Source organism: Massilia glaciei, assembly GCF_003011895.2.
Taxonomy (GTDB): domain Bacteria; phylum Pseudomonadota; class Gammaproteobacteria; order Burkholderiales; family Burkholderiaceae_D; genus Telluria_A; species Telluria_A glaciei.
In genome coordinates, this window is record NZ_PXWF02000320.1 from 1 (window position 1) to 20,729 (window position 20,729).

General features: G+C 68.1%; 16 protein-coding genes and 1 pseudogene. 11 read left to right on the forward strand and 6 right to left on the reverse strand.

What is annotated here, in order from left to right:
• The 3 genes and pseudogenes from C7C56_RS30180 to C7C56_RS25350 form a co-directional block, all read right to left on the reverse strand.
• The coding region (locus C7C56_RS30180) for a beta strand repeat-containing protein (protein WP_229458995.1) at positions 1–4,105 on the reverse strand (4,105 nt) is incomplete at its 3' end.
• Between the two features lie 709 nt (positions 4,106–4,814).
• Positions 4,815–5,609, reverse strand: a pseudogene (locus tag C7C56_RS30880) (DUF4347 domain-containing protein); the annotation flags it as partial.
• A complete protein-coding gene (locus tag C7C56_RS25350; protein WP_106760127.1) occupies positions 5,606–6,457 on the reverse strand; it encodes a sulfotransferase in 852 nt (283 codons plus the stop codon). The pseudogene C7C56_RS30880 and the gene C7C56_RS25350, both read right to left, overlap by 4 nt.
• A 392-nt stretch (positions 6,458–6,849) precedes the next feature.
• Between C7C56_RS25350 and C7C56_RS25355 the strand changes: the two genes are divergently transcribed.
• Positions 6,850–7,494, forward strand: a complete 645-nt coding sequence (locus C7C56_RS25355; RefSeq protein WP_106760128.1) for a phage tail protein — start codon at positions 6,850–6,852, stop codon at positions 7,492–7,494.
• A gap of 55 nt (positions 7,495–7,549) precedes the next feature.
• Here the strand turns inward: C7C56_RS25355 and C7C56_RS25360 are convergent, their stop codons facing one another.
• Positions 7,550–7,858, reverse strand: a complete 309-nt coding sequence (locus tag C7C56_RS25360; RefSeq protein ID WP_106760129.1) for a DUF6916 family protein — start codon at positions 7,856–7,858, stop codon at positions 7,550–7,552.
• Positions 7,859–7,961: 103 nt separating this feature from the next.
• Here C7C56_RS25360 and C7C56_RS25365 point away from each other — a divergent pair, with 103 nt between their 5' ends.
• From C7C56_RS25365 to C7C56_RS25380, 4 genes are read left to right on the forward strand one after another with little or no spacing between them, the layout of a single operon-like run.
• Positions 7,962–8,453: a GNAT family N-acetyltransferase gene (locus C7C56_RS25365; protein WP_229458996.1), complete on the forward strand. Its 492-nt coding sequence runs from the start codon at positions 7,962–7,964 to the stop codon at positions 8,451–8,453.
• On the forward strand, positions 8,450–9,196 hold the full coding sequence (locus C7C56_RS25370) for an aspartyl/asparaginyl beta-hydroxylase domain-containing protein (protein WP_229458992.1): 747 nt from the start codon (positions 8,450–8,452) through the stop codon (positions 9,194–9,196). Before C7C56_RS25365 ends, C7C56_RS25370 begins: the two co-directional genes overlap by 4 nt.
• On the forward strand, positions 9,193–10,263 hold the full coding sequence (locus tag C7C56_RS25375; RefSeq protein ID WP_106760131.1) for a sulfotransferase family protein: 1,071 nt from the start codon (positions 9,193–9,195) through the stop codon (positions 10,261–10,263). The genes C7C56_RS25370 and C7C56_RS25375 overlap by 4 nt, the downstream gene beginning before the upstream one ends.
• A 49-nt stretch (positions 10,264–10,312) precedes the next feature.
• Positions 10,313–12,451, forward strand: a complete 2,139-nt coding sequence (locus C7C56_RS25380) for an HlyD family efflux transporter periplasmic adaptor subunit (RefSeq protein WP_106760132.1) — start codon at positions 10,313–10,315, stop codon at positions 12,449–12,451.
• A gap of 543 nt (positions 12,452–12,994) precedes the next feature.
• On the opposite strand, the gene C7C56_RS25390 is transcribed toward C7C56_RS25380, so the two are convergent.
• Positions 12,995–14,368: an esterase/lipase family protein gene (locus C7C56_RS25390; protein ID WP_229458993.1), complete on the reverse strand. Its 1,374-nt coding sequence runs from the start codon at positions 14,366–14,368 to the stop codon at positions 12,995–12,997.
• 125 nt (positions 14,369–14,493) lie between these two features.
• Complete coding sequence (locus C7C56_RS25395) at positions 14,494–15,711, reverse strand: dienelactone hydrolase family protein (protein ID WP_229458994.1); 1,218 nt, start codon at positions 15,709–15,711, stop codon at positions 14,494–14,496.
• Between the two features lie 313 nt (positions 15,712–16,024).
• Between C7C56_RS25395 and C7C56_RS25400 the strand changes: the two genes are divergently transcribed.
• The 6 genes from C7C56_RS25400 (at position 16,025) to C7C56_RS25425 (ending at position 20,577) form a co-directional block, all read left to right on the forward strand.
• Entirely contained in the window at positions 16,025–16,582 is a 558-nt protein-coding gene (locus tag C7C56_RS25400; protein WP_106760134.1) for an NADPH-dependent FMN reductase, read from the forward strand.
• A gap of 86 nt (positions 16,583–16,668) precedes the next feature.
• Positions 16,669–17,319, forward strand: a complete 651-nt coding sequence (locus tag C7C56_RS25405) for a tRNA-uridine aminocarboxypropyltransferase (protein ID WP_106760135.1) — start codon at positions 16,669–16,671, stop codon at positions 17,317–17,319.
• A gap of 88 nt (positions 17,320–17,407) precedes the next feature.
• A complete protein-coding gene (locus C7C56_RS25410; RefSeq protein ID WP_146204639.1) occupies positions 17,408–18,028 on the forward strand; it encodes a hypothetical protein in 621 nt (206 codons plus the stop codon).
• A complete protein-coding gene (locus tag C7C56_RS25415) occupies positions 18,025–18,468 on the forward strand; it encodes a GNAT family N-acetyltransferase (RefSeq protein ID WP_106760137.1) in 444 nt (147 codons plus the stop codon). The genes C7C56_RS25410 and C7C56_RS25415 overlap by 4 nt, the downstream gene beginning before the upstream one ends.
• Positions 18,469–18,572: 104 nt before the next feature.
• On the forward strand, positions 18,573–19,376 hold the full coding sequence (locus C7C56_RS25420; RefSeq protein WP_146204640.1) for a hypothetical protein: 804 nt from the start codon (positions 18,573–18,575) through the stop codon (positions 19,374–19,376).
• Positions 19,377–19,407: 31 nt separating this feature from the next.
• Complete coding sequence (locus C7C56_RS25425) at positions 19,408–20,577, forward strand: vWA domain-containing protein (protein ID WP_106760139.1); 1,170 nt, start codon at positions 19,408–19,410, stop codon at positions 20,575–20,577.
• The last annotated feature ends 152 nt before the right edge of the window (positions 20,578–20,729 follow it).

Here is a 20,729-nt window from a genome sequence, read left to right on the forward strand (position 1 = left end):
CCGACAGCACGCTGTCGGCGACCACGATGGCGGCCGTCGGGCGCGCCGTGTCGATCACGTAGTTGTTCGAATCGGTCGTGCCGCTGCCTGCATTGCCGGTAGCATCGAGCACGCCGGTGTTGGCCAGCGTGATCAGGTTGCTGGCGTCGGTGGTGTCGGCCGTCGGCGTGAACGTGGCGGTCCAGGTGACGCCGCCATCAAGCGTGCCGACCGCGCCGAGCGTGCCGTTGGCCACCGTCAGGTCGTCGTTGGAAAAGCCGGTCACCGCCTCCGAGAACGTGATGGTCACGAGCGAGCTTTCGCCGGCCACCAGCGCATTGTCGGCGACGACGATGGTGGCGCTCGGACGCATATTGTCGATCGCGTAGTTGTTGGAATTCGTCGTGCCGGTGCCGGCATTGCCGGCCAGGTCGGCCACGCCGGCGTTGTTCAAGGTGATCAGGTTGGTGGCATCGGTGGTGTTGGCCGACGGCGTGAACGTCGCGCTCCAGGTGACGCCGCCGTCGAGCGGGCTGACGGCACTCAAAGTGCCGTTGGCGATGCTCAGGTCGGCATTGGTGACGCCGGCCACCGCCTCCGAGAACGTGAACGTGACGAGCGTGGTTTCGCCCACCGACAAGGCGCTGTCGGCCAACGCGATGACCACGCTCGGGCGGGCGGTGTCGATCGTGTAGTTGTTCGAATTGGCGCTGCCGCTGCCCGCATTGCCGGCGGCGTCGCTCACGCCTGCCTTGTTCAGCGTGATCAGGTTGTTGGTGTCGGCGATGCCGGCCGTCGGCGTGAAGGTGGCGGTCCAGGTGACGCCGCCATCCGCCGAGCTGAGCGCGTCAAGGGTGCCGTTGGCCACCGTGAGGTCGTCGTTGGAGAAGCCGGTGACGGCCTCGGTGAACGCGATCGTCACGAGCGACGTTTCGCCGACGGTCAGCGCGCCGTCCGCGACCACGATGGTCGCATCGGGGCGGGTCGTGTCGATCGCGAAGCTGTTCGAACTGGTGCTGCCGGCGCCCGGGCTGCCGCCGCCGCCGAACACGCCAGTGTTGTCGACAGTGATCAGGTTGGCCGGACTGTCCACGCCCGCCGTCGGCGTGAACGTGGCGCTCCAGGTGACCCCGCCGTCGGCGCTCGCAACGGCGCCCAGCGTGCCGTTGGCGACGCTGATGTCGGCATTGGTGAAGCCCGCCACCGCCTCCGAGAAGGTGAACGTGACAAGCGTTGACTCGCCGACCGTCAGCGAGTTGTCGGCGACGACGATGGTGGCGGTCGGGCCGGCCGTGACGACGGCATAGTTGTTCGAGTCGGTGCTGCCGCTGTTTGCGTTGCCGGCGGCGTCAAGCACACCGGCGTTGGCCAGCGTGATCACGTTGGTGGTATCGGTGGTGGCGGCCGTCGGCGTGAAGGTCGCGGTCCAGGTGACGCCGCCGTCGAGCGAGCTGACCGCGCCCAGCGTGCCGTTGGCGACGGTCAGGTCGGCATTGGTGAAGCCAGATACAGCCTCCGAGAACGTGAACGTGACAAGCGAAGTCTCGCCGGCCGACAGCACGCTGTCGGCGACCACGATGGCGACCGTCGGGCGCGCCGTGTCGATCGTGTAGTTGTTCGAGCTGGCGCTGCCGGAACCGAGGTTGCCGGCGGCGTCGCTCAGGCCGGCCTTGTTCAGCGTGATCAGGTTGCTGGTGTCGGCGATGCCGGCCGTTGGCGTGAACGTGGCGGTCCAGGTGACGCCACCGTCCGCCGAGCTGAGCGCGCCGAGGGTGCCGTTGGCCACCGTCAGGTCGTCGTTGGCGAAGCCGGTCACCGCCTCGTTGAAGGTGATCGTCACGAGCGTCGTTTCGCCGACGGTCAGCGCGCTGTCGGCGACCACGATGGTCGCATCGGGGCGGGTCGTGTCGATGGCGAAGCTGTTCGAACTGGTGGTGCCGGCGCCGGGGCTGCCGCCGCCGCCCGACACGCCGGTGTTGTCGACCGTGATGAGGTTGGCCGGATTGGCGATGCCCGCCGTCGGCGTGAACGTGGTGGTCCAGGTGACCCCGCCGTCAGCGCTCGACACGGCGCCCAGTGTGCCGTTGGCGACGCCGATGTCGGCATTGTCAAAGCCCGTCACCGCCTCCGAGAAAGTGAACGCGACGAGCGTGGACTCGCCGACCGTCAGCGAGTTGTCGGCGACGACGATGGTGGCGGTCGGGCCGGCAGTGACGACGGCGTAGTTGTTCGAGTCGGTGCTGCCGCTGTTTGCGTTGCCGGAGCCGTCAAGCACGCCCGCGTTGGCCAGCGTGATCACGTTGCTGGTGTCGGTGGTGGCGGCCGTTGGCGTGAAGGTCGCCGTCCAGGTCTTGCCGCCATCGAGCGAGCCGACCGCGCCCAAGGTGCCGTTGGCGACCGTCAGGTCGGTGTTGTCGAAGCCGCTCACGGCCTCCGAGAACGTGATCGTGACAAGCGAAGTCTCGCCGGCCGACAGCACGCCGTCGGCGACCACGATGGCGACCGTCGGGCGCGCGGTGTCGATCGCGTAGTTGTTCGAAGCGGTGGTGCCGGTGCCGGTGTTGCCGGCCGTGTCGGCCACGCCGGTGTTGTTCAGTGTGATCAGGTTGGCCGCATCGGTGGTGTCGGCAGTCGGCGTGAACGTGGCGGTCCAGGTGACGCCGCCGTTGACCGTGCCGACGGAGCCAAGCGTTCCGTTGGCAACCGTCAGGTCGTCGTTGGCAAAGCCGGTCACAGCCTCCGAAAATGTGAAGGTCACGAGCGAGGTTTCGCCGGCCAACAGCGCATTGTCGGCGACGGCGATCGTGGCGGTCGGACGGATGCCGTCGATCAAGTAGTTGTTGGATGCCGTCGCGCTAAAGTTGGTATTGCCGGCGAGGTCGGCCACGCTATTGCCGCTCAATCTGATCAGGTTGGTCACGTCGCGGATGCCGGCCGCCGGCGTGAAGGTGGCGCTCCAGGTTTTTCCGCCATCTTGCGAGCTGACGGCGCTCAAGGTGCCGTTGTCGATGGTCAGGTCGCTATTGGTGAAGTCGGTCACCACTTCCGAGAACGTGAACGTGACGAGCGAGGTTTCGCCCGCCGCCAGTACGCTGTCGGCGACGACGATGAAGGCGCTCGGGCGTCCGGTGTCTATCGCGTAGTTGTTCGAGCTGGCGCTGCCGGTGCCAAGGTTGCCGGCGGCGTCGGCCACGCCGGCCTTGTTCAGGTTGATCAAGTTGCTGGTGTCGGTGATGCCCGGAGTCGGCGTGAAGGTGGCGGTCCAGGTGACGCCACCGTCGACCGAGCCGACCGCGCCGAGGGTGCCGTTGGCGACCGACAGGTCGTCGTTGGCAAAGCCGGCCACCGCCTCGGTGAACGTGATCGTCACCAATGACGTCTCGCCCAACCTGAGGGCGTTGTCGGCGACCACGATGGTCGCGTCCGGGCGGATTGTGTCGACCGCGAAGCTGTTCGAGTTCGAGCTGCCGACGCCCGCCGTGCCACCGCCGTTGACCACGCCGGTGTTGTCGAGCGTGATCAGGTTGGCCGTATTGCTGAAGTTCTCCGAGGGCGTGACAGTGGCGGTCCAGGTGACCCCGCCGTCGCCGCTCGCGACCGCGCTGAGGGTGCCGGCGCCCGCGAGCGACAGGTCGGCGTTGTCGAATCCCGTCACAGGCTCGCTGAAGGTGATCGTCACGAGCGAGGTCTCGCCGGCGCTCAGCGCCGGATCGGCCACTGCGATCGTCGCGCTCGGTCCCGAGGGCGGCGGTGCAACGTAGCTGGTGTTGACGTTGCCGGCCGGATTGCCCGCGTCGTTGTAGATATTGTCCTGCGCCGCCGTCGGCGCGGTAACGGCGCTGCCATTGAAGGTTACGCCTGAAAGGCCGCTCGCGCCGTCGTTGCCCGTCATGGCCGCGAAAGCCGAGGCCGTGATGCGCACACTACCCCCTGCCCCGTTCCAGATCGCGCCGACCCCCAGCCCGCCAATGCCGGCATGCTTGGAGGCGCCCCCGCCGCCCCCGCCGCCGCCGCCCGCACCGACGTTGTTGGTTACGATGGAGGCGCCGAAGATGCTCAGCGTGCCCGAATTGTAGATCGCGCCGACCGCGCTGCCGCCGTTGCCGCCGTTGCTGTCGAAACCCAAGCCGCCGCCGCCGCCGCCGATGGTGACGGCGCCGGCAGTGGCGGTGGCGCCGCCGCCGCCGGCGGCATAGCCAGCCAGTACAAAGGCGGTGCCGCCGCCCGTTGCCGAGCCGCCGCGGCCCCCATAGGAGCCAAAACCGCCGCCATGGCCGCCGCTGCCCGTGCCGCCGCTGCCGCCGGGTGAGGCACCGGCGGCGCCGCCGTTGGCGCCGCCAATGGCATTGGCGCCGCCACCGCCGCCGCCGCCGCCGCCGCCGCCCAGATGTGCTGCCGCCGCCGCCGCCGCCGCCTCCGCCGGTGGCGGCGTTGGCCGTGATGGTCACGCTGTTGAGTGTGAGGGTGCCGGTGTTGCTGATGGCGGCGCCGAGGGCGTCGCCGCCGGCCACGCCGTTGACGCCGGTATCGCCGCCGGCGCCGGAGACGAGGCCATGCGTGATCGTCAGGTTCTCGATCTCGATGGCCGAGCCGGCGCCGGTGCTGGCCGTGGTCATCGCCCGCGCGAGGTATTTGGCGTCGAGCGTCTTGCCGCCGCCGATGATGGTCATCAGTTGGCCGTCGGTGACGTTGATCGCCAGCGTGTCGGTGGCAACGGTGAAGTCGATGTTGGCGGTGATCGTGATCAGGTCGGCGACGCCATCGGAGTTGCCGGTCGCGATCGCGGCCTTGAGCGCGGCCAGCGTGCCGACGCTGGTGGTTACGAGCAGGTGCTCGTAACCGGCCAGCGCGGCGGCGTCGAACGCGGCGCCCGCGGTGACGGTGCCGGTCGAGATCTCGAGCTCCCAGTCGCCGCCGCGGGCTGCGCCGCCGGTGGCGTCGCTCGAGGCGGCCACCACGGCCCCGGTCATGCCGGCCAGCGCCTCGAGGAAGGCGCGGCCCTCGGCGCCGTTGCCGGCCTCGCAACCGTACAGCAACAGCTCGCCGTCGGCCCCGAGGGCGGCGCCGATGGCGGCCAGCTGGGCGCTGTAGTCGGCCAGGTTGTGCCCGACCAGGGCGGCGTCGCCGAGCAGCAGCATGCCCTCGTCGCCATGCGAGACGATGCTGATCGAGTCGAGCCCGCTCAAGCCCTTGAGCGCGGCGGCGATCTGGTCGACGCCGTCGCTGTCCTTGTCGACCACGATCACGATCACGCCGGCGCCGGCGGCGGCCACGATTTTCTGATAGTCGGGCACGCGGTTGTCGACGATGAGCACGCTGCGGCCGGCGCCCGTGGCGGCCGCGCCGTCGGTGGCCGGCGCGTCGGGCGCGAGGCGCTGCTCGGGCGCGATGCGCTGGTCGGGCGCGACGCCAGCCAGGCGCTGCTCGAAGGCGTGGCCGCCGCCCTCGCGCAGCAAGACCAGGTCGCCCGGACCGGCGCCGGCGGCCGCGCCGTCGAAGACGATGCGCGACTCGAGCGCGAGCATGTCGCGGCGCGGACCGAAGCGCGGCGACCTGGCGCGCGCGCCCTTTGCGTCGGTGGTGCTGTTGGCGGTGTTCGGGGCGGCGGGACGGTTCGGTGGGCGCTTCATGCTGATTCTCCTGGGGTGGCGGCGGCTTGTTCGGTGATCACGTTGGCGCGGCTGTTGCTGCCGTCCTTCCAGAATGACAGATTGGCGTTCTGCTGGAACAGGTCGGGCGGCAAGATGGTCTCGCGCGGCACGAAGCCGACCTTGCTGCGCACCTTGTGCAGGCCGCGCATGCCGAGCGTGGCGTCGAATTCGGGGGCGTCGAAGTCGAGGTGCTCGAAGTCGTGCGCGAAGGCGGGCTCGCCGAGGAACTGGTAGACCAGCGGCAGCACCTTGTGCGGCGCCTTGGCCAGCAGGTCGTAGTCGACCAGCAGCAGCGACGACGCGTGCTCGCCGTAGAAGGCCTCCTTGAGCGCGCTCCAGGCGAAGCCGACCAGGCGGTTGCGCTGGGCCAGCGTGTCGACCCGGCTGAACACCGTGTTGCGCTCGGCGCCGTCGTTGAACAATCGCGTGATCTCGTACGGGTCGGCCCGGAAGCGGCGCTCGAGGCTGTCCATGATCCAGGCCACGTTGCGCACGCAGGCGATCACCTTGGCGTCCGGGAACTGGTCCATCAGCATCGGCATGTGGGCGCACCACATGCGGTTGGTGTCGAACACCACGTCCTTGCCGGCCTGGTCCGCGTAGTAGGAGTCGAACAGGCCGCGCACCAGCCGCTTGCGCTCCGCCGCCGTGATCACCGCGCCGAACTCGCTGCCGGCCCCGAACTGGTTCAGCATTCCGCCGTAGAGCGCGCCCACCGGGCTCGACATGCCCGCGTGGAAGCGCGGGTTTTGGCGCAGCAGGGCCGCGAGCAGGGTGGAGCCGGAGCGCGGCAGGCCGGAGATGAAGTGGAATGTTTGCGTGGACATGGATGCGGGGCTCGTCAATTCAGGCTGGGTGGCGCGCGCCGCCGGTCGGGCGCGCGCAGTGGAGTCATCGTGCTGATTGTTTTTGTGGGGCGTTGTGCGTGCCGGTTGTTGCAAGACCAACCACTCGGATTGTTGTTTTGATAATGCGCAAACTTCCTCTCGATTCTAACAACGATTTGGAACGCAAAACTTTCAAAAACTCACAGTTGGGGATATAAATTCCGGGACGTCTTTTTTTGTCAACCAAAGGGGCAAATATATTTGACATTTGCCACTATTTTCTTTGGAGTAATGTAGCATCGACATGCTTTCAATCGCGCCAAGATAATTTGGAAATGTGTCGCGGCCGGTGCCAAGAGGGCATTCGATCAACTAACAACGAGGAAAATCACATGGAAGCATTCATTGGAACAATCATGAACGTCGGATTTAATTTCGCCCCCAAAGGTTGGGCGCTGTGCAACGGTCAGCTCATGTCGATCTCGCAAAACTCGGCATTGTTCGCCCTGATCGGAACCAACTTTGGCGGGGACGGCGTGACCACGTTCCAGTTGCCCGACATGCAGGGACGGATGCCCATCGGCCCGGGCAATGGCGCCGGTCTGACACCGCGCACCCTCGGCGGGCGCGGCGGCAGTGAGACGGGCGCCGGCACCGGCACGGTCTCGGGCGCTGTCACGCTCACCGCGGCCAACCTGCCGCCGCACACGCACGATGCGACCGGCCTGACGGCGGTCACGACGGTCAAGACGGCCGCGGGCGCGGGCGGTGTCGCGGCGCCGACCGAGGGCTGCGGGCTGATCCAAAGTGGCGCCGGCCCCGGGCTCGCGACCATCTATGCCAGCCCGGCGCCGACCGATAACCTGTTCGACTTGGGCAATGTCGCCACCACGGTCGGCGGCACCACCGCCAGCACCGGCCAGGGCACGCCGGCCGGCTTCACGGGCGCGACCGCCGTGTCGGTGCCGACGGTGCCGCCGTTCCTGGGGCTCAACTTCGTCATTTGCCTCCAAGGTATCTTCCCGTCGCGCAATTAAATCGCGGCAAAAAAAGCGCTGCGATCCGCGCTTTTTTGACGGGGCGGTCAGCTTCCTATGAGAAACCAAGCTCATACTGGCGCGCCGGCCCGCTGCGCCGCGACGGCGCGCAGGGCATGACCGGCACCAGGGTCCAGGTCGCGCGCCCGAGCGCCGGATGGTCGACATAGTAGTTGTCCTGCTCCAGGGCGGGCGCGGTGCCGCCTTCGAAGATCAGCGAAAGCGGCGTGCGGAACTGCTCTGGCAAGCCGCGCCGCGGCATTTCGCGCGCCTCGAGCAAGACCAGTTCGACCGGACCGGCCTGGGTTTCGACGGTGAAGACGGTCCCCACCAGCGGGGCGAACAGCGCAAGTGTGTATTCCATGGTTGTCAGCGTTTCGATTTGTGGTTGCAAGCGAATTCAAGAGTGTGCATGATAAGCGCACAATTGATTTTACGCACCTGTATTGGGAGTAGATTTGACCGACATGCCAGAAGCGCCGGGGCTGACGCTGCGAAGCGTGCAAACGGACGACCAACCCTTCCTCGACGCGCTCTACCGGTCGACCCGTGACGACCTGCTCGGCTCGCACGTCGATCCGGCCCTGGTCGCGACGCTGATCGCGATGCAGCAGATGGTGCACGAGAACGGCCAGCGCAAGGCCTATCCGCAGGCGCGCCGCGAATTGATCTTGCGCGACGGCGAGGCGCTCGGACGCATCGTCACCGACAGCGACCCGCTGCGCGGCATGCGCGTGGTCGACATCGCGCTGCTGCCGCGGGCGCGCGGGCGCGGCCACGGCGGCGCCATTCTGCGCCGCCTGCAACGCGAGGCGGCCGCGCTGCAAGTGCCGCTGCGCCTGTCGGTGGCCAAAGGCAACGCGGGCGCCAGGCGCCTGTACCTGGCGCTCGGCTTCGAGGTCGAGGAGGCCGGCGACGCCGCCGACCAGATGGTCTGGCGCGCGCGGGGGCGGGCGTGAGCGGCCTCGCTGGCGACCCGGCGCGGCGCCCGACGCGCTACCTCAAGCTGCCGCTGGCGTTCGACGCCGCGCCGCTGCAGGCCGAGCTGGCGCAGATGCTCGGCACCGGATGGATCGACCACTACAACACCACCGCCTACGCCAGCGGCTGGCAATGCATCCCGCTGCGCTCGGTCGGCGGGCGGCTCGACCATATCATCGCGCTCGACGGCCAGGATTACGCGCCGACCGTTGTCCTCGAGCGCAGCCCGCAGTTCCAAAGGGTGCTGGCCGGCTTCGAGTGCGATCTGCAGTCGGTGCGCCTGATGTCGCTCGCGCCGGGCGCGCGCATCCTCCCGCACCGCGACCCCGGCACCGGCTTCGAGGACGGGCTGGCCAGGCTGCATGTGCCCATCCTTACCCGGCCCGGGGTGGTGTTCACCATCGACGGCGAGGACGTGCATTTTTCGCAGGGCGACACCTGGTACCTGAACGCCAACTGCGAGCACGCGGTCGCCAACGACAGCGACGAGAACCGGGTCCACCTGATGCTCGACTGCGTGCCCAACGCCTGGCTCGAAGCGCTGTTCGCGCGCGCCGGCTACGTGGCGCCGCCGGCCCCGCACTACGGCGACCCGAACATCAACGACGCCAACGTGGACGACGTGATCGCCAGCCTGCGCGCGGGCGGCGGGGCGGGCGCCCTGCTGCTGGCCGAGCGACTCGGCGCCCTGGCCGGCTCGGCGCGATCGGCGCCACCATGACGCACGGTTTCGCGTTCGCCGAACGGGCCCTGATGCGCGGCGAGCGCGTCGCGCCTGAGCGGCTCGACTCGCTGCGCGGGTGGTATCCGGTGGCCGCCACCGGCGATCAAGTCGGCTGGCGCTGGCTTGGCGGGAAACGCTTCAGCGAACCGTTTTTCAGCGACACCCTAGCAGACCAGCCGCGCCAGTCGCGCCTGGTCTGCCAGACGCCGTACGCGGCGCTGGCCCAATTCGACGACGTGCTGGCGCCGTCGGCGTTCATCTTCCACGTCTCGCGCTGCGGCTCGACCCTGCTGACACAATCGCTGGCGGCGCTGGCGCATTGCGTGGTGCTGTCGGAGCCGCCCGTGCTCGACGCCTTTTTGCGCGAGCGCGGGCAGGGCGGCCTGGACGCCGCCGGGCTGGCAGTGTTCAGGCAGCTCGTCGGCGCGCTGGGCCAGCGCCGCGGCCCCGGCGAGAGCGCCTTCGTGATCAAGTTCGACAGCTGGCACATCGCCAGCCTGGCCGCCGTCCGGCGCGCCTTTCCGGACACCCCGTGCATCTTTTTGTACCGCGAGCCCGACGCCGTGCTGGCCTCGCACCGCCGCCGCCGCGGCCCGCAGATGGTGCCGGGGATGATCGACCCGGCCCGCCTCGGCATCGATGGCGGCGCGCGCGCGCCGGGCGACCTCGACGCCTACTGCATCGCCGTGCTCGAGCAGTTTTACACGGCCGCGCTGGCCCAGGCCGGCGCTGCGGGGCTGATGCTACTGAACTACAATGAGCTGCCGGGCGCAGTGCCCGCCCTGCTGGCGCGCCTCGGCATCGCATGCAGCGCGCAAGAGGGCGCGGCGATCCGCGCGCGCGCGGCCTACCATTCGAAGGACGCCGGGCTGCCGTTCGGGGGTGACCCCGATGGCGCGCCCATGCACGGCGGCGCCACGCTGGCCGCCGCCTACGCGCGGCTCGAACAAATGCGGCTCGAACAAATGCGGCTCGAACAAATGCGGCTCGAACAAATGCGGCTGTCGGCCCAGGCCACGACGAAGCCACAACCAAGCCACAACCAAGCCATAACGAAGCCATAACGAAGCCATAACGAAGCCATAACGAAGCTATAACGAAAGTGCACGCTCCATGATGGCTCAATCGATTTCCTTCGGCGCCGCGTCCAAGCCCGAAACCACCCTGCTGGCCCTGCGCGAGGACCTGCGGCTCGAGGCGGCGCCGCGCGGCCAGGACGGCACGCCGCACTGGCACCTGGTCGACCCGGTGCGCAACCGCTTTTTCCGCCTCGGCTGGCTCGAGTTCGAGCTGCTGTCGCGCTGGCGCGCCGGCGCCCCGGCGGCCGAGCTGTGCCAGCAGGTCGGGCGCGAGACCGCGCTCGCGCCCGAGGCCGAGGACGTCGAGGGCCTGCTGCAGTTTTTGCTGGCCAACGAGCTGCTGCGCGCGGACGCCCCGCAACTGCGCGCCTCGCTGCACCAGATGGCGCGCCAGCGCACGCTCTCGCGCTGGCAGTGGCTGCTGCACCACTACCTGTTCTTCCGCATCCCGCTGGTCAAGCCGGAGCTGTTTTTGGCGCGCACCGGGCGTTTTTTGGCGCCCCTGTTCCGGCCCTCGCTGCTGCTGTGGGTGGGCGCCCTGTGCGCGCTGGCGCTGTGGCGCGTGCTCGACCAGTGGGCCGCGTTTTCGCAGACCTTCCTGTACTTCTTTTCGTGGCAGGGCGCCCTGTACTACGGGCTGGCGCTGGCGCTGGCCAAGGTTGTGCACGAGCTCGCGCACGCCTACACCTGCCGCCATTACGGGGTGCGGGTGCCGACCATGGGGGTGGCCGTGATGCTGCTCTGGCCGCTGCTCTACACCGACACCTCCGAGGCCTGGAAGCTCCATTCGCGCCGCGCGCGGCTGGCCATCGGCGGCGCCGGCGTGATCGCCGAACTGATGCTGGCCGCGCTCGCGGCGCTGGTCTGGAGCGTGGCGCCCGACGGCGCCCTCAAAAGCGCGGCCTACATTTTGGCCGCCGTGACCTGGGTCAGCACGCTGGCGATCAACCTCAATCCCTTCATGCGCTTCGACGGCTACTACCTGCTCATGGACGGGCTCGACATCCCGAACCTGTCCGAGCGCAGCTTCTCGATCGGGCGCTGGCAGCTGCGCCGCACCGTGCTCGGGGTCGACGAGCCGTTCCCCGAGCCGCAGCTCGAAACGCGCCGGGCCGGCCTGTGCCTGTACGCCTACCTGACCTGGATCTACCGGGTGGTGCTGTTCGCCGGCATCGCGGCGGCGGTCTACTACCTGTTCTTCAAGCTGGCCGGGATCTTCCTGTTCGCCGTCGAGATCATCTGGTTCGTGCTGCGTCCGATAGCCAACGAGATGAAGGCGTGGTGGGCGCGGCGCGCGCGCTGGAGCGGACGAGCCACCCTCAGCGCGGTGTTGGTGCTGGTGGCGCTGGTGGCGCTGGCGGTGCCTTGGCGCTCGGACGTGGGCGCTGACGGCTACTGGCAGGCGCGCGAACACAGCCGCCTGTTCCCGCCGGTGGCGGCGCGCCTGTCGAAGATCATGGTCGCCGACGGCCAGCCGGTGCGCGCGGGCGAGCCGCTGTTCCTGCTGGCGGACCTGCAGGTCGACAGCCAGTGGACGCAGCTGCAAAGCCGGATCGAAGGCCTGGAGCGGCAGTTGGCCGGCTCGATCGGCGATCCGACGCTGCGCGACGCCGCGCCCGTGTTCGAGCAGCAGCTGGCCGCGGCGCGCGCCGAGCAGCTGCTGCAAAGCCAGGAGCGCGAACGCCTGACCGTGCGCGCGCCGCACGACGGCGTGTTCCGCGACCTCGACCGCGGCCTGTTCGCGGGCGCCTGGGTCGGCCGCAAGCACGTGCTGGGGCGGGTGGTCGGCGGCGCCGATTCGCTCGCCTATCTGTTCGTGCACGAGTCGCAGATCGCGCGCGTGAAGGTGGGGGCCAAGGTGCGCCTGCTGGCGCGCCACGCCGACCCGGAGGCGGTCGAGGCGGTCGTGAGCGGCATCGACAGCACCGCCAGCCGCCAGCTGCCCGAGGCGATGCTGGCCTCGGTCCACGGCGGGCCGATCGCCGCGCGCGCCACCGAGCAGGGCGAGTTGATCGCCAACGAGGCGCTGTACCGCGTCACCGTGCGCGTGCCCGCCGCCGACGTGGCGCGGGTGACGCCGGTGGCCGGGCACATCGAGGGCGGGCGCAGCAGCATCCTTTGGCGATTCTTGCGCCAGTGTATCGCGGTGCTGGTGCGTGAAAGCGGATTCTAGCAGGCTGGCGGGCCCGACAATTCGATCGTTCCCGGTCGAAATTGAGCCGGAGGGGAGCGGGGCGCCCCTGGCCGGCCCCCTGTGGCATTCGTACTCGTTTCAAGTCGCGTTCACGCGCGTTCTGTCGATTTTTAACTCGTCCATATTTCCCTTGTCCAACGAGGGACAGGACCCGACAAATCGCGACAAAACCAGACAAGGAACGAGCATGAATCCCAGACACACCTTCGGCGTGGGCAACGCCTCGCTCGAAGCACTTTCCATCTTCCTGCGCCAGACCGGCACCCAGCTCAGCCTCTAAGTGCGACCCTGGCCGCCGCCGCCGCGATCGAGGATTGGATCGCCAAGGCGCGCGAGCAGGGCAACGACAGCGCGCCCGGCCATGTGCGCGGCTACCAATGGAAGGGCCTGGCCATGCCCTCACTCAGGACGGCGGCGCGCTTGCGCGGCGCCGCGTTGGCGTCTTTGGTTGGTGTGTATGTCAGGCAAGATGCAGCGCGATGCCGGTCCCGCCAGGCGCGGACGCGGCCCGCGGCAGCGCGGTCAAAGCGCGAATATGATCTTGCTGATGTTGTCGTAGATCGGCAGCGTGAGCTCCTCCTTGCGCGGCCAGCCGACCATGTCGAAATGGTCGTGGCCGCGGTAGGTGGCCACGAAGTTCCAGGTGCCGGCGACCGCGGTGCCGTCGAACTCGCGCACCGGATGGCCCGCGGGCGACTTCATGCTGACCGTGTTGACCACCCCGTCGTTGGGGAACCAGGCTTCGTCGACGCGCACGCGCCCGGCCCCGAATTGCGTGTACGAGCCCATGCCGGGCCGGAACAGCGACGGCACGATGTACTCGCCCGCATACGGCTTGGTCAGCGGCGCCATGTCCTTGCGCGGGTACTGGTACTGGACGCTCTGGATCGGCGCGAGCATGCGGTCGGTCTCGTTGCAGCAATAGCTACCCGACTCCGTGGCCACGTTGGCCATCGAAAAATAGTAGACGTGGGGCGAGGTGCGCACCCATTTGTTGAACTCCTTGGCACCGTCGGGCGTCATTTCCCATTGCACCGAATCGATCACGGACTGCTTCCAGAACGCGGCCTTGGCGCCGCGTTGGGGCGGACGCTGGCGCGGCGCCGCCTGCGGCGCCGGCGGGGCGTCCGCCGGCGCGGCGACCTCGGTCGGCGCGACCGGCAGCGGCATGACGCCGAACATGGCCTCGCGCAGGCTCGAACCGTTGTGCGGGGTGGCCAGCGTGGTGACGCTCTTGACCCACTTGAGCTTGCCGCCGAGGTAGAGTTCGGCGCCGCCCTCGTCGACGTCGGGCGAGCCGTTCTCGAGCAGTTCGATCAGCAGCCGGATGGTCTGGCCGCCCTGGCTGTGGCCGACCAGGTGCACCGGGTGCTGCGCGTCCCAGGCCGGGTGCAGCGCGATCGGATAGTTTTCCGGGTTGTTGGCGGGGTCGGCGGTCCAGCATTTGCCGGGCGGCTTTTGGATCGCGCCGTCGTGGGCGTGGCGCGCCGTGTGCTTGCTGCCGTAGTCGACGCAACCGCCCTTGATTTGATAATAGAGTTCGGCCGCCCGGTCCCAGCTCGAACTGACCGGGCCGACGCTGGCGGCGAACACGCGGTGTTCGCCGTTGGGCCCGCGCATGTGGGCGACCAGGTCGTTGAAGCCGCCCCAGTATTTGAAGCCGCTGCTCTGGAAGGCCTCGGGCCCGAAGCCGAGGAAGCCGTGCACCAGCACGACCGGGTCGTTGTTGGCGGCGTGCGCCGCCGGCGTGTGGAGGGCGGCGACGGCGGCGAGGGAGGCGAAGGTGGCGAAGGAGGAGCAAAGCCGCGCGGCGCAAAGGCTCGCGCGCAGGGTGCTTAACAGCCTGGCGCGAACCCGTGCCCGCGGCGCGCGTCGGATGGTGTGATGAGGCGCCATGCGCGTTCTCCGGAATAGGTCGATCCCGCCATTGTGGTCCGGATCACACGGGCGTGGCTTGTCCTAACCGGCGTTTCGGGGCCGGTGCGGGAATTTGCCCCGTGCATGGTCGCGTTTACGCGACGCTATTGTTGCGCGGTCTGCGTTGGCGCCACGACAGGCGGTTGGGATTCAGCCGTCGAGCTGCCCACCGAATTGGGCCAGACGACATAATCGTCGACCGAATACAGGGTGCAGGGGCCGTTGCTTTTCTCGGCGCATGTTTCGAGCGCGCGCACGTCGGGTTGCTCGCCTTCCTCGGCCCAGCACCAGGCGCCACTGGGCGAGAGCGCGAACGCGCGCGGGGTCATTTTTCCGAGGTAGGCGCGGTAGGCGGCGCGGCCGTTCTCGCCGAGGTACGGGATCGCGTCGATGTCGCCGATCTCGGCGAAATTGCTTCGTGGCAGAACCGGGGCGGCGGCCACGGTGTGGATCTCGCGTGTCGGCATGCCGATCTGCTCGAGGAAGCGCTCGGTGTCGCGCCACCAGAATTTTTCGCCGTCGCGGCTGGCGGCCATGCCGTGCGCGTCGCGCTTGAAGACGCCCAGTTCGGCGCGCCGGGCCCGGCCGCCCATGCCGACGAAGGCGGCGTGCATGCGTCCCACCAGCGCCGGATCGAACAGGGAGTCGTTGGCGCCGTACATCCACAGCGAGGGGATCTTGTTGTTGGCGCCGTAGTGGGCGAAGGCGGCCACGAGCGCGCCGCGCCAGTCGCAGGCGTCGGCGTCGTCGCGCAGGCCGCCGGCGAAATTGAGCAGGCCGCGCACGCCGGGGACGGCCTGGGTGCCCAGCGCCACCGTGGCCAGGCCGCCGTACGATTGCCCGGCCACAAGGATGCGCGTGTCGTCGACCCAGCGCATGCCGCGCGCGTAGTCGATGGTGTCGAGCACGTCGCTGGCCTGGGCGTAGCCGTTGGCGGTCATGTCGCAGCCGAAGTCGAGGTAGCGTCCGCTCGAGCGCGAAAAACCCTGCCGCATCGGCAGCATGACCGCGTAGCCGCGTTTGACGAAGGCCGTCGCCATGTAGATGAAGCGGTCGCGCGTCTGGCGCCGCGGCTCGCCCGATTCCTTGCCGTGGTTGATCACGAGCAGCGGAAAGGGGCCGGGGCCGTTGGGCTTGAAGACCGTGGTTTCGAGCATGGCTTGCTTGCCGATGCCGGCCGGAAGCATGATGATTTGTTCGTTGAGGCGGTAGTCCAGCGGCATCTCTTGTTCCACCGCCAACGACGGCAGCAGGGTGCAACCGACAACAGCGGTCGCGATGATTTTGCCAACGAGGCTGCGGCGGAAAAACGAGGCGGTCACGATGATGAGTTCAATGGGTTGCCTGTAGGAATAGCTTGATTCTAAGCACGACCGTTTTCGGTAGCAATACACGATTGCCAATTCTTGGGCACGTTTGGGAAATATAGTTGGGGCAGCGGCCTGTTCCGTTTCTTCCCTGTCCACACAAGGGGCGCCTTCAAATGTTGAACAGTTAAATGGGCGTGGCATCGCCCCGGGCCGCACGGCAATGCGGCGCTAGTCAAACGGCGATCCACTTAAAATCGGGACCACGCCAATCGGCGCTCAGGCTGTTTTTCCTTCGCTGTTTCCACTTCGGGCAGGAGGTAGGATCATGATCAATATCGCTGTCATTACGGGTAGTACGCGGCCGGGCCGCAAGTCGCTCGACGTGGCGCGCTGGGTGCTCGAAATCGCCACCTTGCGCAACGACGCCGTGTACTCTCTGGTCGACATCGAGGACTTCAAGCTGCCGCTGCTCGACGAGCCGGTGCCGCCGGCGATGGGGCAGTATTCGCAGCCGCACACCAAGGAATGGGCCGAGAAAATCGACGGCTTCGACGGCTTCGTCTTCGTCACGCCCGAATACAACCACGGCATCCCGGGCGCGCTCAAGAACGCGATCGACTTCCTGTTCCGTGAATGGAACAACAAGGCCGCCGCCTTCGTCAGCTACGGCAGCGCGGGCGGGGTGCGCGCGGTCGAAAGCCTGCGCCTGTGCATGGTCGAACTCATGGTGGCCGACGTGCGCGCCCAGGTCCAGCTGTCGCTGGCCACCGACTTCGAGAATTACGCCGCCTTCAAGCCGGCGCCGCACCACGAAAACGTCGGAACCATGCTCGACCAGGTGGTGGCGTGGAGCGGGGCGCTGCAGCCCTTGCGGGGCAAGTAGCCGGCCTTGTTACAATCGGGGCCGCCGCTGTTGGCCTTTCAGCGCTCTGCCTGCGCATTTTCCACGCTTTCGACACGCTTTCCCCGATGAGTCTCGCCCACGATGCAATCCTCCCGCCGCCGCGCCGCGCCATGTGCGCGCGCTGCCTGCGCCCGCAACAAAGCTGCATCTGCGGCTTCGTCGCGCCGGTGGCGTCCCGGGTCGAACTGCTGATCTTGCAGCACCCGCTCGAGGTGGCGCAGGCCAAGGGCAGCGCGCGTCTGCTCCATATGTGCCTGCCGGGCAGCATGCTGGCGACGGGCGAGACCTTCGCGCCGGCGCAACTGGCCGCGTTGCTCGACGGCGGCGGCCGCGTGCCCGTGCTGCTCTATCCAGACACCCCCGACGCCCGCGCGCTGCGCCTGCCCGCGCCGCCCGCGCTCGACCCGGCCCTGCTGCTGGCGCCAGCGCGCCTGCGGCTGGTGGTGCTTGACGGAACCTGGCGCAAAAGCCGGAAAATGCTTTACCTCAACCCGTTGCTCCAGCAACTGCCGCGCCTCGCGCTCACCGAGGTGCCCGCCTCGCGCTACGGCATCCGCAAGGCGCAGGGCCCCGACCAGTTGTCGACGCTCGAGGCGAGCTGCTACGCGCTGATGCAGATCGAGCGCGACGCGGCCCGCTACGCGCCGGTCATCGGCGCCTTCGACGGTTTCGTCGCGCAACAGGCGCGTTACCAGGGCGCCGCCGCAGCGCAGTGAAAATATTCTTGCGCCGAAGCTATCATTTGGCGATTTTGAACATTACAATTTCGCAAGACGGCCACCCGGCGCCGTAGAGCGAGGTTGTATGAATGTATTTCATCGGTGGTGCGCCGTCACGTTGCTGATGGTCTGCTCCGGCTGCACCAAGGCCGGCATGTCCGAAGCGCGGCGCGACCACATTTTGGCCGGCGACCATGGCTGGATCGACATCACGGTGCACGCGCCCGCGTCGGCACCCGCAACCGGCGCAGGCGCCAAGGCGTGCGCGCTGTCTTACCTGATCAACGGCGAGACGCTGCTTAGCGAAAGCGCCGAACTCTCCGGACCCGATGAGAACAAGATGCCGGTTGGCTACCGTTTCGCCGCGCCGGCGGGCGCGCTCAAGACGGCGCTGGTGCTGTCGCATTGCGTTGGCGAAGAGCGCATGATCGAACTGCCGCTGACGCTCGAAAAAGACCACTTGGCGACGCTGCTGTTCGACGGCAAGTCGCTGGTGTTGCAGCAGTCGACCCCTTACGACCCTGCCACCCTCGACTCGGTGCGTGCCGAAATCAACAAACTGCACGATGGCGAGACGCGTGCGAGCGGCGCGCTGTCGACGCTGACGTGGCTGGCCATGGCGATCCTCGTTCTTAATCTGGCCGCCTTTCTGTATATGTTCGTGCGTATGTTCCTGCGCCGGCGCCACCCGCCGGGCGAGAGATGAGCCTGCCCGTGCACACCCGCGCCGCCGAAGCGGGCGACGTGGCGCGCATGGTCGAATTGTTCGGGCAGCTCGGCTATGCCAATACCGCCGCGGATGTGCGGGAACGGCTCGGGGCGCATTTCGGCAGCCGCGACGACCGCGTCTTCGTGGCCGAGTCCGATGGCGTCATTTGCGGGGTCGTGGTGGTGGTCGTGCTCCATCCGATGCACTTGCCCGCGCCGCGCGCGACGATCTCGGCGCTGGTGGTCGACGAAAACATGCGCAGCCGGGGCGTCGGCGCGGTCCTGGTGCAGCGCTCCGAACAGCACGCGGCCGACACGGGCTGTTCCCACCTCGAGTTGGCCAGCAGGGATTTCCGCACGCGCGCCCACGCCTTTTACGAAGGCATCGGGTTTGTCGAAGTGCGCAAGCGTTTCGTCAAAGAGCTGGGGAAACTTTAAAAGGGGGGCGGGGCGTGCCTTACAACTGCTTACAAATACGCCTGACCCCATTCGTTTTGTTGGCGCGTTTCATTCCTTGTGTCCCCAACAACCAAGGAATGATCATGAAACGCACCGTGCTCCGGCTTCTCCTGCCCCTGCTTGCCGCGCTGGCGCCGCAAGCGTTCGCCGGCCAACTTGCCAGCCTTGCCATCGTCGACCAACAGACCGGCGAGCCACTCCAGATTTGGCGCCACGGCGGCCACAACTACGTGGTCGGCCAGCCGGGCCAGCGCTACGCGCTGCGCGTGACCAACAAGACCGGCGCACGCCTGCTGTCGGTGATGGCGGTCGATGGCGTCAACGTCATCACGGGCGCCACCGCCTCGCCGGCCCAGTCCGGCTATGTGCTTGAATCGGGCCAGCAAGAGACAATCGCCGGCTGGCGCAAGAACATGCACGAGGTCGCGGCCTTCTATTTCACCAACGTGTCCGACTCGTACGCGGCGCGCACCGGGCGCGCCCACCAGGCCGGCGTGATCGGCGCGGCCCTGTATCTGGAGACCCCGCCCGTCCATTACGACGCGCCGATGGCGCCGCCGATGGCCGAGGCGCAGTCGTCGGCCCGCGATGCCGGCGCGGCGCACGGCACCGCCGCCGCCCCGGTTTCGGCGCCGCGCGCCGTTGCCCGCGAGGAGGGCGCGCGTTCGCGCCGCTACGACAGCAAGCTCGGCACCGGGCACGGCGAGCGCCTCGGCAGCGCCTCGAGCATGACCGAGTTCCGCCGCGCCAGCACGCGGCCCAGTGAGACGCTGGTCGTGTACTACGACAGCCTCGCCAATCTGCGCGCGCGCGGCATCATTCCCCGCGTTCCCGTGGTGCGCCGGCCGGCGCCGTTTCCCGGCGGTTTTGTTCCCGATCCATCCTGAAAGCCACGTCCACACAATAAGGAGAATTCCCATGTCCCCCAACTTGCTCAAAAATGCGATCGCGGCCTGTTTCGTCAGCTGCGCCGTGGCGCCGGCCCTGGCCTCGCCCTTGCCGCTGGTGATCGCCCATCCGGCCCCGGTGGCGGTGGCCGCCAGCGCCGACGCCAGGGCGGCGTCGATCGAACTCGTGTTCGTGCTCGACACCACCGGCTCCATGGGCGGCCTGCTCGAAGGCGCCAAGACCAAGATCTGGAGCATCGTCAACGACATCATGCAAACGCAGGGCCAGAAGGCGGCCAGCGTCAAGGTCGGGCTGGTGGCCTACCGCGACCGCGGCGACGCCTATGTGACCCAGGTCACCCCGCTGAGCGACAACCTGGACGACGTCTATGCGCGCCTGATGGAACTGAAGGCCCAGGGCGGCGGCGACGGCCCGGAGGACGTGCGCAGCGCCATGCGGGACGGGCTCGAGCGGGTGCAATGGTCCAAGGCGGGCCCGCGCACGTCGCAGATCCTGTTCCTGGTCGGCGACGCGCCGCCGCATGACGACTACCAGGATGTGCCGGACATCCTCGAGACCGCCCGGTTGGCGCGCCAGCAGGGCATGACCGTCAATGCCATCCAGTGCGGTGGCAACAGCGCGGCCACGGGACCTTGGAAGAGCCTGGCGCAGTTCGGCGGCGGCGAGTATTTCGCGATCGCCCAGGACGGCGGCGTGCGGGCGATCGCCACGCCCTACGATGCCGAGCTCGCGGCCTTGGGGGAGAGGATCGGCGGCACGTATCTGGCCTATGGCGCCGCGACCGCGCGCCTTGCCAGCCAGGCCAAGCAGGCCGCGATGGAAAGCCGGGTGTCGGCCGCCGCGCCGCCGGCCGCGCAAGCGGACAGGGCCTTGAACAAGGCGATCAACAAGAAAGCCTACGACGAATCGGACCTCGTGCAAAAGGTCGAATCGGGCGCGCTCAGCCTCGACAGCGTCAAGGAGTCCGACTTGCCCGAGGCTTTGCGCGCTTTGAAGCCCGAGCAGCGGCAGGCGAAGCTGGCTGCGACCTCGGCCGAACGCAAGGCCCTGCGTGAGCGCATCTTGGCGCTCTCCAAGTTGCGCGAGCAATTTTTGGCATCGGAAAGGAAAAAGGCCGGGGCCGCGAAGGGCGGGTTCGACGCGGCCGTGTCGAGCGCGCTGGCCAAGCAGATCAAGTAAGCGGCGGGCCGGTAGAACGCGCGCGTGGGGCTGATCGGGGCCGCGCGCGCGGCGACGTTAACAAACTCCCGTTAACAAACTCCCGTTAACAAACTCCAACGCCCCGGAACCAGCAATTCTCAATTCAGATTTTGATGCCGTATGAGCGCTGT

Coding starts and splice junctions, on each gene's coding strand:
- C7C56_RS25350 (WP_106760127.1), bottom strand. CDS start 6,457: ATGTCCACGCAAACATTCCACTTCATCTCCGGCCTGCCGCGCTCCGGC.
- C7C56_RS25355 (WP_106760128.1), top strand. CDS start 6,850: ATGGAAGCATTCATTGGAACAATCATGAACGTCGGATTTAATTTCGCC.
- C7C56_RS25360 (WP_106760129.1), bottom strand. CDS start 7,858: ATGGAATACACACTTGCGCTGTTCGCCCCGCTGGTGGGGACCGTCTTC.
- C7C56_RS25365 (WP_229458996.1), top strand. CDS start 7,962: ATGCCAGAAGCGCCGGGGCTGACGCTGCGAAGCGTGCAAACGGACGAC.
- C7C56_RS25375 (WP_106760131.1), top strand. CDS start 9,193: ATGACGCACGGTTTCGCGTTCGCCGAACGGGCCCTGATGCGCGGCGAG.
- C7C56_RS25380 (WP_106760132.1), top strand. CDS start 10,313: ATGATGGCTCAATCGATTTCCTTCGGCGCCGCGTCCAAGCCCGAAACC.
- C7C56_RS25390 (WP_229458993.1), bottom strand. CDS start 14,368: ATGGCGCCTCATCACACCATCCGACGCGCGCCGCGGGCACGGGTTCGC.
- C7C56_RS25400 (WP_106760134.1), top strand. CDS start 16,025: ATGATCAATATCGCTGTCATTACGGGTAGTACGCGGCCGGGCCGCAAG.
- C7C56_RS25405 (WP_106760135.1), top strand. CDS start 16,669: ATGAGTCTCGCCCACGATGCAATCCTCCCGCCGCCGCGCCGCGCCATG.
- C7C56_RS25410 (WP_146204639.1), top strand. CDS start 17,408: ATGAATGTATTTCATCGGTGGTGCGCCGTCACGTTGCTGATGGTCTGC.
- C7C56_RS25415 (WP_106760137.1), top strand. CDS start 18,025: ATGAGCCTGCCCGTGCACACCCGCGCCGCCGAAGCGGGCGACGTGGCG.
- C7C56_RS25420 (WP_146204640.1), top strand. CDS start 18,573: ATGAAACGCACCGTGCTCCGGCTTCTCCTGCCCCTGCTTGCCGCGCTG.
- C7C56_RS25425 (WP_106760139.1), top strand. CDS start 19,408: ATGTCCCCCAACTTGCTCAAAAATGCGATCGCGGCCTGTTTCGTCAGC.